20 protein-coding genes are annotated in these 19,532 nt (G+C 53.4%); 7 read left to right on the top strand and 13 right to left on the bottom strand.

The annotated features are described in order from the left end of the window. Nucleotides 1-383 (top strand): PQQ-like beta-propeller repeat protein (locus JW984_02855; GenBank protein MBN1572117.1); only part of this gene is annotated, 383 nt, incomplete at its 5' end. 72 nt (nucleotides 384-455) lie between these two features. Here JW984_02855 and JW984_02850 read toward each other — a convergent pair. Both JW984_02850 and JW984_02845 read right to left on the bottom strand, forming a co-directional pair. After that, nucleotides 456-740: a 2TM domain-containing protein gene (locus JW984_02850; protein MBN1572116.1), complete on the bottom strand. Its 285-nt coding sequence runs from the start codon at nucleotides 738-740 to the stop codon at nucleotides 456-458. 199 nt (nucleotides 741-939) lie between these two features. Next, complete coding sequence (locus JW984_02845; protein MBN1572115.1) at nucleotides 940-1,473, bottom strand: flavin reductase family protein; 534 nt, start codon at nucleotides 1,471-1,473, stop codon at nucleotides 940-942. A 240-nt stretch (nucleotides 1,474-1,713) separates the two neighbouring features. Here JW984_02845 and JW984_02840 point away from each other — a divergent pair, with 240 nt between their 5' ends. Next, nucleotides 1,714-2,268 carry a YbhB/YbcL family Raf kinase inhibitor-like protein gene (locus tag JW984_02840; GenBank protein ID MBN1572114.1) on the top strand — a complete coding sequence of 185 codons (555 nt, stop codon included), beginning with the start codon at nucleotides 1,714-1,716 and terminating at the stop codon, nucleotides 2,266-2,268. Between the two features lie 85 nt (nucleotides 2,269-2,353). Beyond that, nucleotides 2,354-2,908, top strand: coding sequence for a YbhB/YbcL family Raf kinase inhibitor-like protein (locus tag JW984_02835; GenBank protein MBN1572113.1), 555 nt, complete (start codon nucleotides 2,354-2,356; stop codon nucleotides 2,906-2,908). Between the two features lie 327 nt (nucleotides 2,909-3,235). Here the strand turns inward: JW984_02835 and hisB are convergent, their stop codons facing one another. Further along, nucleotides 3,236-3,823: an imidazoleglycerol-phosphate dehydratase HisB gene (gene hisB, locus JW984_02830; GenBank protein MBN1572112.1), complete on the bottom strand. Its 588-nt coding sequence runs from the start codon at nucleotides 3,821-3,823 to the stop codon at nucleotides 3,236-3,238. 188 nt (nucleotides 3,824-4,011) lie between these two features. Beyond that, on the bottom strand, nucleotides 4,012-6,066 hold the full coding sequence (locus JW984_02825; protein MBN1572111.1) for a hypothetical protein: 2,055 nt from the start codon (nucleotides 6,064-6,066) through the stop codon (nucleotides 4,012-4,014). A 302-nt stretch (nucleotides 6,067-6,368) separates the two neighbouring features. On the opposite strand from JW984_02825, the gene JW984_02820 reads away from it, so the two are divergent. Beyond that, entirely contained in the window at nucleotides 6,369-7,238 is an 870-nt protein-coding gene (locus JW984_02820) for a nitroreductase family protein (GenBank protein MBN1572110.1), read from the top strand. A gap of 475 nt (nucleotides 7,239-7,713) precedes the next feature. Here the strand turns inward: JW984_02820 and JW984_02815 are convergent, their stop codons facing one another. From JW984_02815 to xseA, 9 genes are all read right to left on the bottom strand, one after another. Continuing rightward, a complete protein-coding gene (locus JW984_02815; protein MBN1572109.1) occupies nucleotides 7,714-8,031 on the bottom strand; it encodes a hypothetical protein in 318 nt (105 codons plus the stop codon). Nucleotides 8,032-8,139: 108 nt separating this feature from the next. Beyond that, entirely contained in the window at nucleotides 8,140-8,958 is an 819-nt protein-coding gene (locus tag JW984_02810; GenBank protein ID MBN1572108.1) for a glycerophosphodiester phosphodiesterase, read from the bottom strand. A 39-nt stretch (nucleotides 8,959-8,997) separates the two neighbouring features. Then, nucleotides 8,998-9,771, bottom strand: a complete 774-nt coding sequence (locus JW984_02805) for a TlyA family RNA methyltransferase (GenBank protein MBN1572107.1) — start codon at nucleotides 9,769-9,771, stop codon at nucleotides 8,998-9,000. Further along, complete coding sequence (locus JW984_02800; protein MBN1572106.1) at nucleotides 9,746-11,680, bottom strand: 1-deoxy-D-xylulose-5-phosphate synthase; 1,935 nt, start codon at nucleotides 11,678-11,680, stop codon at nucleotides 9,746-9,748. The genes JW984_02805 and JW984_02800 overlap by 26 nt, the downstream gene beginning before the upstream one ends. 16 nt (nucleotides 11,681-11,696) lie before the next feature. Continuing rightward, nucleotides 11,697-12,602 carry a polyprenyl synthetase family protein gene (locus JW984_02795; GenBank protein MBN1572105.1) on the bottom strand — a complete coding sequence of 302 codons (906 nt, stop codon included), beginning with the start codon at nucleotides 12,600-12,602 and terminating at the stop codon, nucleotides 11,697-11,699. 324 nt (nucleotides 12,603-12,926) lie between these two features. Continuing rightward, entirely contained in the window at nucleotides 12,927-13,187 is a 261-nt protein-coding gene (gene xseB / locus JW984_02790; protein ID MBN1572104.1) for an exodeoxyribonuclease VII small subunit, read from the bottom strand. Nucleotides 13,188-13,311: 124 nt separating this feature from the next. After that, nucleotides 13,312-14,235, bottom strand: a complete 924-nt coding sequence (locus tag JW984_02785) for a M23 family metallopeptidase (protein ID MBN1572103.1) — start codon at nucleotides 14,233-14,235, stop codon at nucleotides 13,312-13,314. 5 nt (nucleotides 14,236-14,240) lie between these two features. Beyond that, entirely contained in the window at nucleotides 14,241-15,137 is an 897-nt protein-coding gene (locus tag JW984_02780; protein ID MBN1572102.1) for a M23 family metallopeptidase, read from the bottom strand. Nucleotides 15,138-15,146: 9 nt separating this feature from the next. Next, on the bottom strand, nucleotides 15,147-16,478 hold the full coding sequence (gene xseA / locus JW984_02775) for an exodeoxyribonuclease VII large subunit (GenBank protein MBN1572101.1): 1,332 nt from the start codon (nucleotides 16,476-16,478) through the stop codon (nucleotides 15,147-15,149). A 126-nt stretch (nucleotides 16,479-16,604) separates the two neighbouring features. Between xseA and tsaD the strand changes: the two genes are divergently transcribed. The 3 genes from tsaD to rsmA are packed head-to-tail and all read left to right on the top strand — an operon-like array spanning nucleotide 16,605 to nucleotide 19,145. Then, on the top strand, nucleotides 16,605-17,669 hold the full coding sequence (gene tsaD / locus JW984_02770; GenBank protein ID MBN1572100.1) for a tRNA (adenosine(37)-N6)-threonylcarbamoyltransferase complex transferase subunit TsaD: 1,065 nt from the start codon (nucleotides 16,605-16,607) through the stop codon (nucleotides 17,667-17,669). Between the two features lie 50 nt (nucleotides 17,670-17,719). Further along, entirely contained in the window at nucleotides 17,720-18,271 is a 552-nt protein-coding gene (locus JW984_02765) for a DUF2062 domain-containing protein (GenBank protein ID MBN1572099.1), read from the top strand. A 7-nt stretch (nucleotides 18,272-18,278) separates the two neighbouring features. Continuing rightward, a complete protein-coding gene (rsmA, locus tag JW984_02760; protein ID MBN1572098.1) occupies nucleotides 18,279-19,145 on the top strand; it encodes a ribosomal RNA small subunit methyltransferase A in 867 nt (288 codons plus the stop codon). Nucleotides 19,146-19,532: the final 387 nt, after the last annotated feature.

Genomic DNA, 19,532 nt, shown 5'->3' with positions numbered 1-19,532 from the left:
GGCGATTTGAGACAGGAGAAAAAATACTTTCTTCTCCCTCAGTAGTTGAAGGTTTAGTGTATATAGGATCTGCAGATAATTTTTTGTATGCTTTGGACTCCAATACTGGTGAGTTGAAGTGGCGCTTTGAAACAGGAGATCGGATATATTCAACTCCCACAGTAGTTAATGGCGTGGTTTATTTTGGAAGTAATGATCACTATTTGTATGCTGTAAACTCTGTTAGTGGTATCCAAAAGTGGAGATTTAAGACAAGAGGTCGTATAAATTCCAACACCATCATCATTGACGATGTTATCTACTTCGGAGTTCGGGCTCATTATTTTTGGGGTAAACACCATTGGGGACCCTATCTTTATGCATTGGAACTTAAAGAGCAATAGTCAAAAAGCAAAATTGAGAATGACCACAAAAGGGAACCGAAAAACATAAAGGAGATAAAAACACTCACTCCCTCAAGAACCCTTCCGACTCTCCCTTTCCTTCTCCCTCTTAAGCTCCCTTTGAATCATCCTGTCCATGAAGGTGCTCTTGGACAGGAACAGGTTGGCGGCGTGAAACAATAAGCCTATGCCCCATCCCATCATCGGCCACCAGAACCATTGGTATCCCGCTCCCGTGAAATACCAAATGAAAACGAGCGTCAGGTTCACGATGAGATATGAGGTCAGGTGATAATAAAATCCGATTTTTGCCCTTACCCGCTTCTCCGCCCTTATGTAGGCCTCATCTTTCTTCATGACAAAATCTCCTTTATAAAGATATGATGTTTAACATCTCATAAAAAATATCCGAGGTTAAAAAAGCTTAAAACTCCACTGACTTTCCATAGGCCGCCTGATTTTCAAAGGGGAATTACCGGCCGCCCAACAAATTTGCCATACTTAACAGCCAATATTGCTGACACTCCATAATCGCCGGGAGCATTCTCTCTCGATCCTATTTGAAATCGAGGGCGAAGTTTCTGTTCCCCTTTGTGTCCATGCTCACGAGGGTGCTGTAAAAGACGGAGTAGATATGCATCGCCTTTTCGGGATCACCGTGATAGGCCAGCATCTCTCCGACGAAAACGATGTGATCGCCGGTCTCGAATTCATCGACGACCCTGCACTCTATGGCGGTGCTGCTCCCCTCGATTATGGGGGCTTTCACCGCTTTCCCGGGAATCGTCTTCAGGCCCGCATCCTTGAGCTTGTCCGTGTCTCTGCCGCTTGCAACGCCGCAGTGCCAGGCGCCCTTCGCTATCCCCTCGCCCGGAAAACAGACGGCAAACTCCTTGGTCGCCCTGATATTGTCAAGGGTGAAGCGGCTTTTCCCGACGGAAACCAGGATGAGGGGCGGGTTCATCGACGTAAAGCTCCACCATCCAAGCCCCATGGCGTTCGGCTTTCCGCCCTTGTCGACGCTTGTCAGGAGGATGTATGGATAGGGGGATGCATGGGTGACGGCTTCTTTCCAGTCTATTTCCTTCATAATTTTATGCTCCAATGATATAGAAATTTATTTGGCGCATTATACTATAAGTGTATCGGGAATGTATAGCAAGAAGTGGGATATCTGTGCAAGACTTTACGAGAATGTCTTCTGATGGACAAATAAACATGCACTTCTCTGGATAGAGAAATATCTTGAACAATCCTTTCCGTATTGATATAATTTGCGGAAATTCAAACCGATCCAACCGATTTCTACCGCATTATTGGAGATAATACCATGAAAAGGAATACCTTTCCCCTTGCCCCGAGACCTCTGTTTGTTTATGTCATTGCCATCATAATACTCTTAACGATTCCATTGGCCTTAACGGGGCAGGAGAATGCAAAGCTGAAACTGGAAAGTCCCGTATTTAAACATATGGGAAATATTCCCGTAAGATATACATGCGACGGCGATAATGTCTCGCCGCCCCTTGTTTGGAGCGGGATCCCGGAGGGTTGTGTATCTATGGTCATCATTATGGAGGATCCCGACGCGGAAGGGAAGACCATGACTCACTGGCTGGTCTGGAACCTCGATCCGAACCTCGGAGGGCTTGAAGAGGGGATTCTGCTGGGACTTGTCAAGGGGTTTACCGGCGTCAACGACTTTAGCAAACACGGCTATGTGGGGCCGTGCCTCGAGAGCGGGAGTCACGTGTACCAGATAAAACTATACGCATTAAAAGAAAAAATCGAGCTGACTACAGCTTCGTCAAAGACCGAATTGATGGCCGCTATGGAAGGAAAAATAATTGCGACGTCTACGCTTATGGGGGTATATGGCAAGTAGCCGAATAAGGTGGTTTTCGCCCCATAAAAACTTTTCACGGAAGCCGTAAGCGGCAGCCATTTTATTTCATTTAGGGGGGTGTGAAATGAAAAAGGAGTTTATCGGGGGGAAACGGTCGCTTGTTGTTTCAGCGGCGGCCCTTATTGCTGTTGCCCTGCTTGTTTTGTCCCCTTCGGCGTTTGGCCAGGAGACAGGTTTTGTGGTAACGAGCCCGGCATTTAAAGAGGGGGCGATGATCCCCGGCGAGTATAGCTGTACCGGCAGGAATATATCTCCGCCCCTGAAGTGGGAGGGCCTGCCGGAGGGATGTGTATCCATTGCCATAGTGATGGACGATCCGGACGCCCCCGGGGGGACCTGGCTCCACTGGCTGATCTGGAACATAGACCCGGCTCCCGGGGAGATACCGAAGGCGCTCGACGCCGCCGCAATAGGTGCCACGGTGGGCAAAAACTCGTGGAGAAAGGCGCAATACGACGGGCCGTGTCCGCCCAGCGGCACACACCGGTACAGGTTCAATGTATACGCCCTGAGCGAAAAGGTGGACCTCGAATCCGGCTCCGGCAAGAGGAGCCTGATGAAGGCGATCAAGGATATAACCTTGGCCGAGTTCACCCTCACCGGGAGGTACAGCAAGTAGCGGTATCAGAGAGGGGATGGGAATTGGGGATGGTGTTGGCAGGTGTGATTAAGGGATGAGGGGGTAGGGGGACGGGCAGTGGTGGGGGAGGGATGGGTGTGGTGGTTTAAGGGAACGCAAATAAAAGGCTCGGCCGATGTAGGGAGGGGGGAGGAGGGGAGATCAGGGAAGAAATGCTCTACAACATATAATATTCGCCCCCCTTCAGCGCGACTGAAGGGGGGTATTTTTATTTAAGATGGATCGCTGCCGTGTATCTCTTCCCTTTGTTACCGCTTGGGCTTGAGGCAAAATTAATCCGGTCAATACGGCGACCGCACCTAATAATCAGAGGCTCCCCTTTGTTGAGAGGACGCCCATGATCCTCGGGTCGACCTTCACGGCCTCAGCCAGGGAGCGGGCGAACGCCTTGAAGCAAGCCTCCGCCATGTGGTGAGTGTTCTCGCCGTGGTGAAGCACTATATGGACGTTCGCCATAGCGTGGTTGGCAAAGGCCCGGAAGAACTCCTCGAAGAGCTCCACGTCGAACTCACCCACCTTCTCCTTTCCGAAGTCCACCTCGTAAACCAGAAAGGGCCTGCCCGAGAGGTCTACCACCGCGGTGGCCAGCGCCTCGTCCATGGGGACGGTCGCCGTGCCGTAGCGCTTTATCCCCGCCTTGTCCCCCAGCGCATCGAGGACGGCGTCGCCCAGACAGATCCCTATGTCCTCGGTCGTGTGATGGTGATCGACCTCCGTGTCTCCCCCGGCCTCTACGACCAGGTCGAAAAGGCCGTGGCGGCTGAACAGCTCAAGCATGTGGTTCAGAAATCCAACCGGCGTCTTAACGCTGTACTTCCCCTCACCGTCCAGCTCTATCGTGAGCTTGATATCGGTCTCCGTCGTCTTCCTCTTTATCTCGGCCCTTCTTGACATATCCAACCTTTCCGTATTGTCTTTAATTGTTGTCTAAAAAAATCATATCCACCTTTGACTCGTTTCCCTCGGCGGCCCTGCATTGATCCCGTTTTGAATGGTCAAGTTTGACATCGCCGTTCAGTAACTAAACGGTGAAATTCTTTAAAATCCTCTTCCTTCAATGCCTTCTCCGGCGAGATTAAACCTCAGTTGCCCCTCTCCTTTATCTCTCCGTAGATCTCCTTTAAGGAGCCGTACGACATCTTCGGGACGCGGTCCCTCGACATTACCCCCTTGCAGTTGTAGTTGGGCACGGGATTATTCGGAAACCAGGGGCACCAGAAATCGGCGAAGTTCCAGGGGCAGACTCCCGTAACGTAGTCCTTCGTAAGGGCGATCTCGATGTATCCCCTGATCACCTTTTCCTGATAATCTTCCGAGTAGGTCTTCCCGGGGCTGACCCTATCGGCTACGAATACCCCGTCCGAGTCGTGCCTGCCGGGGCCGGCGCTTGCGCCGAACTCGGTGAGGAAGATCGGTTTTTCCGGGTGGTTCTTGTGGAAGTTGTCCAGATGGGGGCCGACCCCATCGTATGTGCCGTAGTACCAGCCGAAGTAGCTGTTTATCGAGACAATGTCGAGGTAATCTGCCGTCGTCCTCCTGTCGTCAAAGGTGGGTATGTCGTAGGTCTGCTCCGCCATGGTGACTGGCCTCGTTTGGTCAAAAAGCCTGACGACGTCGCGCATCCAGCCGTAGAACTCGCCCCCATCGTCAAACAGCGTGTAGGTTTCGTTTGCGACAAACCAGATGATGACGGCGGGATTGTTCCTGTCCCGCTCGACCATCTCTATCAGCTGGCGCTGGGCAAGGGACATGAGTTCCCTGTCTTTCAGCTGTTTCATCCCGAAGGTGGCAACGGGAAACTCGATGATACCCTTCTTCTCCTGAAACCACTCCGTCCAGCCGATCCCCACCTTGTAGTAGGGGATCTCCTCGCTTATTAAAATTCCCCTGTTCCTGGCGGCGCGAAGCTCCTTTGCGTTGTGGGGGTAGTGGGCAAACCTTATGAAGTTGGCGTTCATATCCTCAATCAACGTCAGGTCCCTGTCGATGATTTCGGGGTTCAGGGTTGCCCCCAGTTCCGGGTCGTCCTCGTGCTTGCTTATACCCCTCAAAAAAATCTTCTCGCCGTTGAGGTAAAGCCCGTCCTCTTTGATCTCCACCGTGCGAAAGCCAATCTTTGTATTTACCGTCTCCGTCTTGCCGTCCGTCTTCATCGAGAGCGTGAGGTCGTACAGATACGGGCTATCCGGCGACCAGAGGCGGGGATTCTTTACATTTATGCTCAACGTCTTTTTCTCTATCTTGTCTTTGGAACGATAAAGATATTCGGAGGTGGAGTATTCGGAGCCGTCTTTGCCCCTCATCTTTCCGGAGATTATGTAGTGTCTCTTAAGGTCGAGGTTGTGGATGAAAAGCTGGACATCGACAACGCCGGCCTCTTTGCCGTCGATCTCCTCGATCTTCGGGTCGGCGACCGCCTTGAAGATGTAGTTCTTCGGCATCCCCTCGAGGTAGGCGTCCCGGTAGATACCCCCGTAGACCCCCCATCCGGGGCTGTGGTCTTTCCACGATTTTGTAGGGATCGATTTGAAGGTAAGCCTGTTGTCGGTCCTGACTATTATGACGTTTTCCTCTCCCTCCTTTAGATATTTCGTTACGTCATAGAAGAATGGGGAATAGCCCCCCTCGTGAAAGCCGACGAGCTCCCCGTTGATCCAGACCTTCGACCTCAAGAGCACCCCCTCGAAACAAAGACGTATAAATCCCGAGTCGGCAATATCTCTGTCGGGCCTGAATTTGCAGAAAAACCAGGCTATCCCCTGATGGCCGGTGTACGGCCCGTTGTAGTAATTGTAGGTGGAGGGCACCTTTACGTCCGCCCAGCCGTCGCCCCCGTCTGCCGTTTCATGCCACCCCTCCTTTTCCCCCACGTCTTTGTCGTCGAGGCGCATCTTCCATATGCCGGAGAGGTCTTGTCTCGGGTAGCTCCTCGCCTCGAAGTCGGTGGGGTAGGGGAGGCCGTTCTCAATCAGGACGTATGCGTCATCTACCGTCACTATCTCGTAATCGGCGTCTGCCCGAATTAAGGGGGTCTCAAGCTCAAAACATGGATATATCTTGAAGAGATAAAAGAAAAACCCGAAGACTATGAGAAACAGGGCAAGAATCGCCAAGAGGAATCTGCCTATCCGCTTCATGATGACTCCTTGTAAAGGGATTCAAAAAATATGAAATATAATAACCGTTTTTGATGGCCCCCCTTTTTTATATTTCTTTTGGCAGTCAAATGTCAAGTCAAATATTTTGTGAGATTTTGAAGGTGCGGTTTGGAATCTCCAAGGAGATACGGTTGAGTTATTAATGATTTGATATGAAATGATTTGACACGTCATCTCTGCCTTGTTAACATATCTCGAATAATATTCTTAAAACGGATACGGCGTTTTTACGGATTGGCTCTCGATCCCGGTCCATATGCTTTTTTTAGATGGGAGGATATATGACGACAATTATTCAGGAGACCTGCAGGAGGTGCGGTTTGTGTGCGGAGGTATGCTCCGCCAAGATAATCAGGGAGGTGGACGGCCGATACGAGTATCAACCCTATCCGGACTGGGCCTGCTTCAAGTGCGGGCTCTGCATGGCGGTATGTCCCACAAAATCGATTATCGTTGAAGGGCTCGATTACAGGGACTTTCCGGCCCTGAAAAAAAAGAATGTCGATTTTGACTCCCTCTACCAGATGCTGCTGGGGAGGAGGTCGATAAGGAGCTACAAAAAGGACAAGGTGCCGAGGAATGTCATCAAATCGATCGTGGACGCCGCCGCAACGGCCCCCATGGGGGTGCCGCCGAGCATGGTGGAGCTTACCATATTCGACAAGAGGGCGGATATGGAGGCGCTGATAGATATGATCGCAAAGGAGTACGAAGGGCTTTTGTGGATCATGAAGACACCCATGAGGCTAATATTAAGGCTGATGCACGGCAAGATCATGTACGATGTTCTAAGGGAGCACGTTGTGCCGGCCGCGGGGATCTGCATCGAGGAGAGAAAGCGGGGCAGGGACGTCATCACATACGACGCCCCCGTGCTGATCCTCTTTCACATCAATCCCCACGGCGCCAGCAACATGGAGGATGTCTGGATCGCCGCGACGTACGCCTCGATAGGGGCTCAATCCCTCGGGCTCGGGAGCTGTTTTATAGGGATGATCCCCCCGGTCGTGGAAAGGAGCAAAAAGATAAAGGAGAAGTTTAGGATACCTGTGGAAAACAGGGTATTGGCCGCTATGATCCTTGGGATTCCGGCGGTGAAGTTCAAGAGGAGCGTCCCCAGGGAACTGGGCGGCGTCGCCTATGTGTCCTGACAGACAGATATGGTATTAGATAAAGATGTTACCGAAGCGGATTGCCGAGGCGGATAGGGATAGATATATTCGCCTATCTGTAACGCCTCTCTGCAAATATGCGGCTGGGTTTAAATTACTTAAAATAACCTGTCTAATCTTTTTAAGGTGAACCTTGTGGAGCTGGGTTAAGGTTGCAGCACAAGTCTAAATTCTCTTTCGGATGGATTCCTTCGAGATTGCGCTGAATGGTGAATAGGGTGAAGAGATCGCCATAATATGGCGAGGCCGTTATTCATCGGATGGCACCGAAATTTTTATTGGAGTGTAGCCGTATTTACAGATCAAAAAATTTTCCACCGCAGAAGGGAAAGTCTTCTTTAAGTAAAAAATTTGCCGATGGCATTTTTTTATCTGCCCTTCAGGGAACCTCCACTCCCGTTTTCCCCCAAGCCGTCTTTCACCCCAGTCCTTCTTGAAATAGGTAAGGCTTCTTTCAATCTCCCTCCTTCGGCTCAACCACAAGCTCCATGACCCGCTCGAATCTTTTGAGGTCTTTCAGGATTTTAGGCCACTGGCCCTCGTCCTCGATGATTTTCGGGAGGTCCCTCGTGGCGAAGATGTGCATGTCCGCGGGGAGGCCCCTGACCTGCACCTCGATCTTTCCCTCGTTGTATTTCTTCATTGCTTCTTCCACGGCGCTTGTGAACGATTTCTGGGCCGATGCAATAGCCTCTAAAGAGGCGTCGCCCTCGATGATTGCGATGAGTCTCTTAAGATTCTCACTCAGTGTCTCAATCGTGCGATTTTCCATAACTGATCCTTTCTAAATCGAGCTTCAGATTCACAAGAAACAACAACCTATGGATAATAATATAGGGACTATCTTTGGCGTGTCAATAGGATAAGCCGTGTTTTTCAGCTAAAATATTTGTCGAGTGTTTTTGAACGACCTTGCGACCTGCAGCGCAATATCGGGGCGGTCGGTGATGATTCCATCCACCCCGAGCTTGAGGAGCCTCTTCATCGTCTCCTCGTCGTTTATCGTCCAAACGTGCACCTGAAGGCCCAGGGCCTTAGCCCCTTTTAAAAGCCTCCTGTTTACCACCTTTATGCCGTGCTGTTTTTCGGGAACCTGAAGGGCGTCGTAGGGGACGGCCTTGACACGTTTTCCCCTGATTAGGGAGTCTATCAGGAATCTTACGACCTCTTTCCGGCAGGCGCTGGTGGCAATCTCCGGCGCCTCTTTTCTGATGTAGGCGAGGGCAGGATGGGCGAAGGAGGCCAAAAGGACCCTGTCACCAGCCTTATGCCTTTTTACAATATAAAGAACCACCTTTGCGCTCTCGGCTGTTCCGTCCTTGATATCGATGTTGAACCTGGCAAGGTCGAATTTCCTGAGGACCTCCTCCAGTGAGGGGATATGTATCCCTTTGCCGCGGTGGGGGAAGCTCTTTCCCCCGTCGGGCGAAAAAGTATACCCGGCGTCCAGTTTCTTCAGCTCTTTTAGGGTGAGGTCCCGAATGAACCTATCCTCACCTGTTAGATTTACCACGTTGTCGTCGTGGTGGAGGATAGGAACGCCGTCTCTCGTCAGCTGGGTGTCCGTTTCGATGTAGTTAGTTCCCACCCTCAGGGCCTCTTCGAAGGCGGGGATCGTGTTCTCCGGGAATCGGGCGTGGGCGCCCCTGTGGGCGAAAATGATGGGCGGCTTCGACTTTAAAAAGGGCTTAGGCTTCACAAACAACTCCGTTTCTTAAATAGTAAAATCCTTCAACCTTTAAAAGGCGTCATTCCGTTTCAGGTAAATGAAAAACTCCCTGTTTCCCTTCGGTCCGAGAATGGGCGACGGGATAGTACCGAGAGATATGTATCCGTTTTCGATAGAGAAGGCCTTTATCTCATCAACAACCCTTCGATGTTTCTCCTCGTCCCTCACCACCCCACCCTTTCCCACCTCTCCCCTTCCCACCTCGAATTGGGGCTTTATCAGGGCGATTAGACTTCCCCCTTCGTTCAGGATGTCTCTGACTACGGGTATGACCTTCTTTAGCGATATGAAGGAGACGTCGATTACGATAAGCTCTATATTTCGGTCGAAATCGGCTTTTTTTACACTGCGAATGTTTTTCCTCTCCAAGACCGTGACCCTCGGGTCGTTTCTCAGCCTCCAGTCGAGCTGGCCGTATCCGACGTCGAGGGCATAGACGTGGGCGGCCCCGAATTTCAGGAGGCAGTCAGTGAAGCCCCCTGTCGACGCCCCGACGTCGAGAGCGACCTTTCCCTCGACTTCGGGTGAGAAGGCGCTTAAGGCCGCCTCGAGCTTTATTCCTCCGCGGCTGACGTATCTGGGGGTTTTGTCGAGGATTACGATCTCGGAGTCACGCTTGACCCGGGTGCCTGACTTTACTACAGGCTCCCCGTCTACAAGGACCTCGCCCGCCATGATTAAGGCCCTAGATTTTTCTCTGGTGGGGAGAAGGCCCCTATCGACCAGGAGGGTATCGAGTCTCGGCCTTAGGTCCCTTTCATCCCTTGATTTCGGCGGTGCCACTTCGCCCCTTTTTCTTTTCGTCCACGAGGGCGAGCGCCGCCTCGAAGATGCCGGCGGGGGAGAGACCGTATCTCGCCCTCAGGACGTCCTGGGGGCCGTGCTCCACGAACTCGTCGGGTATACCCAGACGCTTGATAAGGGCGGCCTCGCCGGTTTTGGCCGCCGTGATGTTGGCTTCGGCAAGTCCCTCCATTACGCCGCTTCCGAATCCACCGGAGAGGATTCCCTCCTCTACGGTGAGGAGCGTCCCGGTCTTTTCCACGGAAGAGCCGATCGTATAAATATCCAGGGGTTTAACGAACCTGGCGTTGATAAGCGTGGCGCGGATGCTCCTCGTTTCCAAACGCCTCACGGCGTCCTCGGCGAATGCGACCATGGGCCCCAAAGCGACGATCGTGATGTCGTCCCCCTTCGTAATGACTTCGGCCCTGCCGATCTTAAGCTCCTTTGGGCTGTCATCCATCTTCACTCCTAATCCCTTCCCCCGGGGGTATCTTATCGCCGTCGGTTTATTGAGGTTGGTTGCGGTTACAATCATACGGGCGAGCTCGTTTTCGTCTTTCGGGGACATATATATCATGTTGGGGATGCTTCTCAAGAATGCGATGTCGAACAGCCCGTGGTGCGTTGGACCGTCGTGCCCGACGATACCCCCTCTGTCGATACAAAAAATTACGGGGAGGTCCTGGAGGCATACGTCGTGGATGATCTGATCGTAAGCCCTTTGGAGAAAGGTTGAGTAGATCGCTAAGATCGGGGTCAGTCCCTGCGTTGCGAGTCCCGCGGCAAACGTTACGGCGTGCTGTTCCGCGATGCCCACGTCGAAAAACCTGTCGGGATACTTTTTTGAGAACAGGGAGAGGCCCGTCCCGTCGGACATCGCGGCGGTTATTGCGACTATCTTCTTGTTTTTTCGGGCGAGCTTTAAAAGCGTGTTTCCGAAGATCTTCGTGTAGGTGGGAATCTCCGGACTCGACACGACCGGGTCCCCAGTGTCGACATCGAAGGGCCCGATTCCGTGGAACATCGACGGGTTGTCCTCCGCCGGGATGTAGCCCTTGCCCTTTTTCGTCAAGATGTGGAGGAGGATCGGGGCGTTGATCTCTTTGACGTTTGAAAGTGTCTCGACCAGGCGGTCGATCCTGTGTCCGTCTATTGGGCCGAAGTACTGGATGTTAAGCGACTCGAAGAGCATGCCGGGGGTCACAAAGCCCTTGATGGCGTCCTCCGCTTTCTTGGCTATCTTCACCATGTCCTCGCCTATGCCGGGGACCGACCTCAGGATGGCCTCGATCTCCTTCTTGAGGTTGACTACCGGCTTTGAAGATAAGTGCCGGGAGAAAAAGGAGGACAGCGCCCCCACGTTCGGATCGATCGACATCTCATTGTCGTTCAATATCACTATGATTTTCTTTTCGAGGTGCCCCGCCTGATTCAGCCCCTCGAATGCTTCTCCGCCGGTCATCGAGCCGTCCCCTATGACAGCGATGACCATTCCGCCTTCGTCGTTGATACATTTCCCGGAGGCTATTCCGAGGGCCGCGGATATGGAGGTCGAGCTATGGCCCGTTCCGAAGGTATCCAGGGGATTCTCCTTGATCTTCGGAAAGCCGGAGATTCCCCCAAGCTGTCTCAGCGTTGAGAAGTTCTTTCTCCTGCCGGTTATTATCTTGTGGGTGTAGGCCTGATGCCCGACATCCCAGATTATCTTATCTTTTGGGGGCGAAAATACGTGGTACAGCGCCAGCGTAAGCTCAACGGTGCCAAGGCTCGGCGCAAGGTGCCCCCCGGTTACCGATACCGTATCGATGATAAACTCTCGGATCTCCTCGGCAAGCTCCGTTAGCTCGTCTATCGTGAGTTTTTTTATATCCTCCGGATCGCTTATATTCTTAAGGAGTCCACTCATTGCTTCTTATTCCTTTTCAAGATTGCCTCTCAATTATGAAGTTCCCGATTGCCCTTAGGGGCTGCGCCGCATCGCCGAAGCCCGAAAGGGATTCAATCGCCCTTTTTACCAGCTCTTCCGCCATCCTCTTCGACTCGGAAAGTCCCAGGAGGGAAGGGTACGTGGCCTTGCCTTTTACGTGATCCTGCCCCGGTTTTTTCCCCATTACTTCCTTGTCTCCGATGACGTCCAATATGTCGTCCGATATCTGAAACGCCAGGCCAATATTTCTGCCGTATTCGCTCAGCTTCTGCAGTGACTTCTCGTCCAATCTCTTTGTGCCGGAGTCGCCCAATATCGCTCCGGAGCGGACCGACGCCAGGATCAGCGCGCCGGTCTTTCTGATGTGGATGAATTCGAGGCTGGGGAGGTCGACCTCCTTCCTCTCAGACTCTATGTCGGCGATCTGTCCCCCGAGCATCCCCTCCTCTCCCGCGGCGACGGCGATCTCGTGGGCGACGGTCAACAGCTTTTTCGGATCGGTGTTGTTGTTTGCGGAGTCGGTCAACACCGAAAAGGCCTTTGTCAGAAGGGCGTCTCCGGCAAGGACGGCCTGCGCCTCTCCGAAGACCTTGTGGCTTGTAGGGATTCCCCGCCTCAGGTCGTCGTCGTCCATCGCGGGGAGGTCGTCGTGAACCAGCGAATATGTGTGGATGAGCTCCAGGGCAACAGCGGCGGGAAGGGCGTCCACAGCCGTTCCTCCGACCGCCTCTGCGGCGGCGAAGGCGAGAATCGGCCTCAACCTCTTGCCTCCCGAAAAGAGGCTGTATTCCATCGCCCGCTTCAGTGTCCCGGAGGCTTCGTCGAGATCATCGATTACCTTCTTCAAGCCCCCATCGATCAGCTTGCGTCTGTCGTTTAGGTAGTCCGAAAGGTTAAAAATGGTTGTCTCCTGCCTAAAAGAAACCCTACTAAAAAACTACCATTGGACATTAGAGCGGACAAAAGACATATTGTTCTAATTGCGCTCTCACATATCAATCAATATAACAGCCCGTTGACCGACGCTCCCAGATAACCACAACTACATCCCCCCAATCAGCCCTTTACCCCTTGAACGACCACTGTAAACGCATCCAAGACCCCCCCTGACTCTTCATGCAGCCGCGATTGTCGTATCTCCGGTCAGCCCTCCCCCCCTGCTACCACGGTCAACATATCCCCGACCCCCTCACTCTTAATGCAGCCGCGAGTGTCGTATCCCCGATCAGCCCTCCCCCTCGAATTGTTCAATCTTGATTTGCCCGTCTCCGCCTTTTTTCAGTATATCTATCCTCTTTTCCGCCTCTTCCAGTTTCTTTGTCAGCGCCTTTATCAGCTTCATCCCTTCCTCGAATGTAGAAAGGGACTCCTCGAGGTTCAGCTCGCCCGCATCCAGTCTCTCGACTATCTCCTCCAATTTTTCAAGTCCAGCGTCGAATTCTCCAAGCTCTAAATCGAAGCCGGCCTCCTCTTCCTTTCTGGCCACCTGGTTTCCTTCGCCTCCCAGCGTTTTATATCATACCTGCTTTGTTTGTGCTTTTGTATTGCAATAACATCCGTCCATTATTAAATAATATCCCCTAAAATTATCAAAGTCAAGGGAAAGGATTTCAGGGGATTTTTAGATTAACGAGATCCCAGGGGCTGACCTTGTTTCCGGTGTGGCGAACGCCGAAGTGGAGGTGCGCTCCGGTGACCCTCCCCGTTGCACCGACGAAGGCTATCGTCTCCCCCCGGGTTATGGTGTCTCCCTCTTTTACCGCCACCTCCGAGAGGTGAAAGAACATCGTGTAGAGGCCCTGGCCGTGATCGATGAAGAGGGACAAGCCGGAGAAGAACATCTCCCTTACCAGCGCCACCCTCCCGTCGTTTGGGGCAGCGACAGGCGTGCCGGCAACTTCCACGATGTCTATCCCGCTGTGGGATGCCCTTGGCTCCCCGTTGATAAATCTTCTCAATCCGAAGTCGCTGGAGATCCTCCCTGTGAGGGGCATGATGAACGGCTTCGACCAGAGCCTGTCGCCGGTCTCGGTCTTGTAGAGAGCAGCGAGCGCCCGGTTGTCCTCCCTTATCCTCTTCATGTCCTCATCTGAGTAGTGAACCCACTTCTTTTCGAGGGTCAGATACTGCGTCTTGAAGTCGCCCTTCTTGACTTTTATCTCGCGGCCCAGGAGTTCCTTTGTGCCGTCGCTCTTTCTTACGGTAACGGTCAGCCGCCTTGCGACCGGTTTCGCAGTGAGGTCGGCGCTCAGAAGCCCGAAGAATATGTAGGGCCGGGATGAGGGATTGAAGTAGATGCGCCTCGAGTCGAAGAGACCTTCGGAATCGACAATATCACCCTCTCCGTTTATCGTTATGACTACGATTTCCCCCTGAACCATCTCGCCCGGGCAGACGAGATCCGCCGAGTGAGAGGATATCCCCGGCGCCAGCGTCATGACCGAAATCGCCGCAAAAAAGAGGGCCGACCTGACAAGTCTTCTGCCTACCGCTTTGAGCGTACGAGTAAAATAGATGCCGTCTTTTTCCCGCATACAAGCTACCTCGAAATAAAAATTGATCCATTCTCATTCACGTCTATCTTCTCCACGGCAAGGGGATCTACACAGTTTGAATTGAGGATGACGCCGTAGTGGAGGTGTACCCCGGTTATCCTCCCCGTCCCCCCCACCAGCGCAATCTCCTGGCCGCGGTCTAGCGCCTCCCCCTCCTCGACAAGAGATTTAAGGAGATGGCAATACATGGAGTAGAGCCCCTGGCCGTGATCGATAATGACTGTGAGACCAGGAATATATGCATTCAGAACGAGGGCCACCCTGCCGCTGTTTGCGGAGAGGACAGGCGTTCCGAGGTAGGCGACGATGTCGATGCCGCAGTGGGGGCTTTTTGGTGTGCCGTTGACGTAGCGAAGAAGGCCGAAGGTCGTTGAAATTCTCCCCTCCGCCGGCCTCATGAAGGGGGCGTCCCAGAGCCTCTCTTCCGTTTCCATACCCAGTACCTCTTTGATTTTTTCGCTTTCGACCCTTACCCTCTCTTCGGTTTCACCGTCGTAGTCCACCCATTTTTTAGGGACCCTTATCCTCTGGACGCCGAAATCGACCTCCTTGATCGTTATCTCCGTATCCACCATCTCGACCTTGCCGTCGCCTCTCTTGATTACCACCCTGAGGAGCTTTTCCCCCGCCTCCTCCGACACGTCCACACCCATGAGTCCGGAGTATGTCCCCGGGTAGGGCGTCCGGTTGAAGTAGACGTTCTTTTTGCAGAACGTTCCTTTGACGATCGAGATATCCTTTTCTCCCGAGAGCCCAACGATGTAGACTTTTCCCTGTTTTACGACCTCCGGGGCGTTCAGCGTGGCAGAGAGGGCAAGGGGAACGAAATTGAAGGGCAACATAAATAAAGAAGTAACTACGAGCCGCTTTATGATATTCACCTTGTATCTTCAATCCTTTATATCGCGTTTGACAACATTTGCGGTAAGGCTGCCTGTGTGGAGGCTTATCTCCGCCGTCTCCCCGACCTCGATCTGGCCGGCGTTTCGGATCACCTCGCCCGTATCTGCCCGCCTAACGACGGCGTATCCCCTCGCCAGGACGTCTCTTGGGCTCATCTTTTTCAGTGCCGAGGCGGCCGACCAAAAGCGGATTTTTCTCTCATCCAGCTTCCCGGAGACGGACGTCACGAAGAGCCGGGCCATCGCCTCGATCCTTCTCCTCATAAGCTCTATAGAATCTTCCGGCGTCCTCAGTCGCTTCAGGAGGTTTGTCAGCTCCCTCTTTCTTTTTGTGAGGGCGTCCTCCGCCCCCGCCGTCAGCCTCTCAAAGGCTGTGTCTATTGTCATGAGGAGGTCGTCGATTCTCGGGACGACCATCTCGGCGGCGGCGGTAGGCGTGGGGGCGCGGACGTCCGCCGTGAAGTCGAGGATGGTGAAATCTATCTCGTGCCCTACGGCGGAGACGATCGGGATTTTTGACCTGAAGGCGGCGTCGGCCACTTCCTTCGTGTTGAAGGGCATTAGGTCTTCCAGGCTTCCGCCCCCCCTCCCGCAGATGATGACGTCGGCAAGCCCGTTTTCGTTTACGAGATCGATCGCATGGGCTATCTCCAGCTCCGCCCCCTCCCCCTGAACCCGGGCAGGGCAGACAATCACGTGGGCCTTCGGGTGCCTCTGGTAAATTACCTTAAGTATGTCGAAAAGGGCCGCCCCCGTTGGCGACGTCACCACGGCGATCTTTTTCGGGAGGAAGGGAAGGGGCTTTTTCCTTTCCGGGTCGAAGTAGCCCTTCTCCTTCAGGTCCTCCTTTAAACGCTCCAGGGCCAAGGTCATAGTCCCGATACCGACCGGCTCGATCACCTCCGCGACAAGCTGGTACTCGCCCCTCGCGGCGTAGACCCCGATTCTGCCCATGACCAGGACGTGCTGTCCGTCCTCCGGTCTGAAGGGAGCCGTTTTTCGGGCGGCGGGCCTGAAGGCAAAGAGGGAGGGCTGATTAGATTCATCGTCGCTCTCCCTTTCGCCTCCCCCTTCGTAATCGTCATCGTCGGCAAAATCTGTGGTTATTACAGACAGGTATCTCGTATTCTGCTTGAACATGACGCACCTGAGGCTAGCGTCCTCGTCCTTCAGCGAAAAATATATATGGCCCGACGCCGGCCTCCTCAAACCGGTTATCTCCCCTTCCACCCAAACGAAGGGGAACTCCTTCTCGAGCTTATCGGCTATTTCCGAGGTAATCTCGCTTACCGTGTATATCCTTTTAAATCCTGATTCCATATTCCCGGCTTAGTTATTAAGTCCGTCTTGACTTGGCCGCAAAATCGGTGTATTGTTAAGTTTAGTGGAATTCGGCCCTATCTGCAACCGAATTCTTGAATATGGAAGTTTAGGAGTCCGATTTTCATGCTTGTCCTCGGGATAGATACCTCCTGCGACGACACGTCGGCCGCCGTGGTCACGGGGGATTTCAAGATATTGTCCAACATCGTCTCCTCGCAGGACGAGGTGCACACGAAGTTCGGGGGCGTTGTCCCGGAGCTTGCCAGCAGGAAGCACCTGGAGAACATCATACCGATAATCGACTCCGCCCTCGAGACCGCCGGGGTTTCACTGAAGGAAATAGATATTATCGCAGTGACTCAGGGGCCGGGGCTTGTCGGTTCCCTGGTCTCCGGCATATCCGCCGCAAAGGCGATGAGCCTCGCCCTCGAGATCCCCCTCCTGGGCGTAAATCACATCGAGGGGCATATTGCATCGAGCCTCTTGACCGAAGACCCCCCGACACTACCCTTTGTGGCACTGGTGGTCTCCGGCGGACACACCAGCCTCTACGTCGTGAGAGAGATCGGCGGGGAAAACGGCGGTGGGGATATGGAATACATCTTGATGGGGCAGACGCTTGACGACGCCGCCGGGGAGGCCTTCGACAAGGTGGCAAAGCTTCTGGGGCTCGGGTACCCGGGGGGGAGACTGATCGAGGGGGCGGCGGCCGCGGCCAGAGATAGGGGAGAGGAGGGAGTAAAGTTTCCCAGGGCCTACCTCGAAAAGGATTCGTTCGACTTTTCGTTTTCGGGCGTCAAGACGTCCGTTAGGAACTTCATCAAGGAGAGAGAGGCGGACGGTCAATTGAACGGGGAGCTTACGCGCAGGATCGCCCTTGGGTTTCAGGAGGCGGTGGTCGAGGTCCTCGTTACGAAGAGCATTGGCCTTGCGCTCTCGTATGTAAATATAGATGGGCGCTCCGATTCGATAAAAACGGTCGTCCTGTGCGGGGGGGTGGCGTCAAACAGCGCCCTAAGGGAGGCCATGATCGAGAGGGCAAACGAGCACGGCATCAGGGTGGTGATTCCGAAGAGGGAGCTATGCACCGACAACGGGGCGATGATAGGGGCGGTGGGGGTCATCAAGGCGGGAGAGGCGAGCCTTGAAAGGGGCGATATGAACGCGATATCGAGGATGAAGATTTAAGGGCAAGGGTGAAGATTTGACGGTCAAAACGAAAGGGCAAAAGGAGAGGCATGGAGCGAAAAAACGAGGCAGAGGTTGGAGGTAAAGAGGTGGTGATGGGCGAGGCCGAGGTAGAAGAAAAAGACGAAAGTAAAAAAAAGAAGAAGAGGAGAAGCTTCAAGGACCTTCTGAAAAGGGCCGTAAAATCCGACGACACGCCGGGCCAGATCGCCCTCGGGATGGGGATCGGCGTATTGATGGCGTTTTCACCACTCGCCGGAACGCAGACCATCTTCGCCCTCGGCCTCTCCTTTATCTTAAGGGCAAACAAGCTCTCCGCCCTGGCCGGGACGTTCTTCGCCAATCCCTTTACGATGCCGGTTTTTTACTTCTACGAGCTAAAGCTCGGAAAGGCGATCCTTGGCTACTCCCTTGAAATGCCCGATAATGTTGTCAACGACTTCAACGGGCTCATGTCCCTCGGATCCGAGGTCATGCTCTCTTTGGTCGTCGGTTTTCTCATGGTGGGGACGATCACCGCCGTTATTGCCTACTTCGTTACACTGAGGTCGGTCTTCGCCCTTAGGAAGATAAAGAGCGGCGGGGAAAAATCGGATATTTGATAATAGAGTGAAAGCAGGATCGTTAAAGAGGACGCTCAGAGATAGCGGGATTTTCCCCTACAAGGGGAGGGGGCAGCACTTCCTCGTTCAGGGGGCGATCGCCGGGAGGATCGTCGACACAGCAATGGTGGGGGGGAATGATACGATCGTTGAGATAGGGCCGGGGACGGGCGTTTTGACCCAACTCCTCGTCAGTCGGGCAAAGAGGCTCATCGCGATAGAGTCGGACAGGAAGCTGGCGGAGCTCGTGTCGGAGAGGTTCACGGAGGAGATCGGCCGGGGGGAGATGGAGGTCGTCCTCTATGATGCGCTGAAGTACGACTTTGCCGCCCTGGGGGAGAGGATCGGCGGGAAGCTTGTTGTCGTGGCGAACCTCCCCTACAATATCTCCACCGAGATGATATTCAGGCTGCTGGAGGCGGGAGCGCGTATCGACAGGTTCGTCCTGATGCTCCAGAGGGAGGTGGCAGAGAGGCTGACGGCTGTGCCCGGAACGAAAAAATACGGGGCGTTGACCGTCATGGCGACGCTTCAGTGCGACATAACGCAGGAATTTAAGGTCGGCAGGGGGAACTTCCACCCGGTTCCGAAGGTGGACTCCGCCGTGGTACTATTTAAAGTCCGCGAAAACCAACTCTGCGACGCGGGCGACCTAAAGATATTCAAGGCGATAGTCCGGGCGGCGTTCAACAACCGGAGGAAGACCCTGAGAAACGCCCTAAAGTCTGTCCCCGATATTGTATCTCCGGGTGATCTGGATGCGTTGGGGGAGGCGGCCGGGATAAACCTCGGCCGCCGGGGGGAGACGCTCTCCGTCGAGGAGTTTGGAGCTCTCTCGAGGGCGGTGAGAGAGTTGGCGTTTCGCTCTAAATGATTAAAGTAGACGATCAGGCGATTGTTTTTTAAAAGTCATTGAAAGCGACCGGGGCGAAGCAATCGCGTGGCTACAGACTTTGTTGTTTTTTTTTCGCCTTAATATGTCATTGAAGGCGACCTCCCCCTTTGCCGTTTCCAACCTGATAGTAAATCTATGCTGTCATTCCCAGCTTGACTGGAAATCCAGAAAGAAAGATATTGGCCGGCTTCCCGCTTTCAAATGTCCCAATGACAAGCAAGAGCTTGTAAGTAGAACCCGACTCACAGGACATCCCTCTGGATTCCCGTTTTCACGGGAATGACATTTATGGGAATGACATTAGTATATAAGGAGTCCCTATGTCGTCATTCCCAACTTGATTGGGAATCCAGAAAGATATTGGCC

Source organism: Candidatus Zymogenus saltonus (assembly GCA_016929395.1).
GTDB classification, from domain to species: domain Bacteria; phylum Desulfobacterota; class Zymogenia; order Zymogenales; family Zymogenaceae; genus Zymogenus; species Zymogenus saltonus.
This window is presented reverse-complemented; position numbering and strand designations above follow the sequence as displayed.

Coding starts and splice junctions, on each gene's coding strand:
- JW984_02850 (MBN1572116.1), bottom strand. CDS start 740: ATGAAGAAAGATGAGGCCTACATAAGGGCGGAGAAGCGGGTAAGGGCA.
- JW984_02845 (MBN1572115.1), bottom strand. CDS start 1,473: ATGAAGGAAATAGACTGGAAAGAAGCCGTCACCCATGCATCCCCCTAT.
- JW984_02840 (MBN1572114.1), top strand. CDS start 1,714: ATGAAAAGGAATACCTTTCCCCTTGCCCCGAGACCTCTGTTTGTTTAT.
- JW984_02835 (MBN1572113.1), top strand. CDS start 2,354: ATGAAAAAGGAGTTTATCGGGGGGAAACGGTCGCTTGTTGTTTCAGCG.
- hisB (MBN1572112.1), bottom strand. CDS start 3,823: ATGTCAAGAAGGGCCGAGATAAAGAGGAAGACGACGGAGACCGATATC.
- JW984_02825 (MBN1572111.1), bottom strand. CDS start 6,066: ATGAAGCGGATAGGCAGATTCCTCTTGGCGATTCTTGCCCTGTTTCTC.
- JW984_02820 (MBN1572110.1), top strand. CDS start 6,369: ATGACGACAATTATTCAGGAGACCTGCAGGAGGTGCGGTTTGTGTGCG.
- JW984_02815 (MBN1572109.1), bottom strand. CDS start 8,031: ATGGAAAATCGCACGATTGAGACACTGAGTGAGAATCTTAAGAGACTC.
- JW984_02800 (MBN1572106.1), bottom strand. CDS start 11,680: ATGAGTGGACTCCTTAAGAATATAAGCGATCCGGAGGATATAAAAAAA.
- JW984_02785 (MBN1572103.1), bottom strand. CDS start 14,235: ATGCGGGAAAAAGACGGCATCTATTTTACTCGTACGCTCAAAGCGGTA.
- xseA (MBN1572101.1), bottom strand. CDS start 16,478: ATGGAATCAGGATTTAAAAGGATATACACGGTAAGCGAGATTACCTCG.
- tsaD (MBN1572100.1), top strand. CDS start 16,605: ATGCTTGTCCTCGGGATAGATACCTCCTGCGACGACACGTCGGCCGCC.
- JW984_02765 (MBN1572099.1), top strand. CDS start 17,720: ATGGAGCGAAAAAACGAGGCAGAGGTTGGAGGTAAAGAGGTGGTGATG.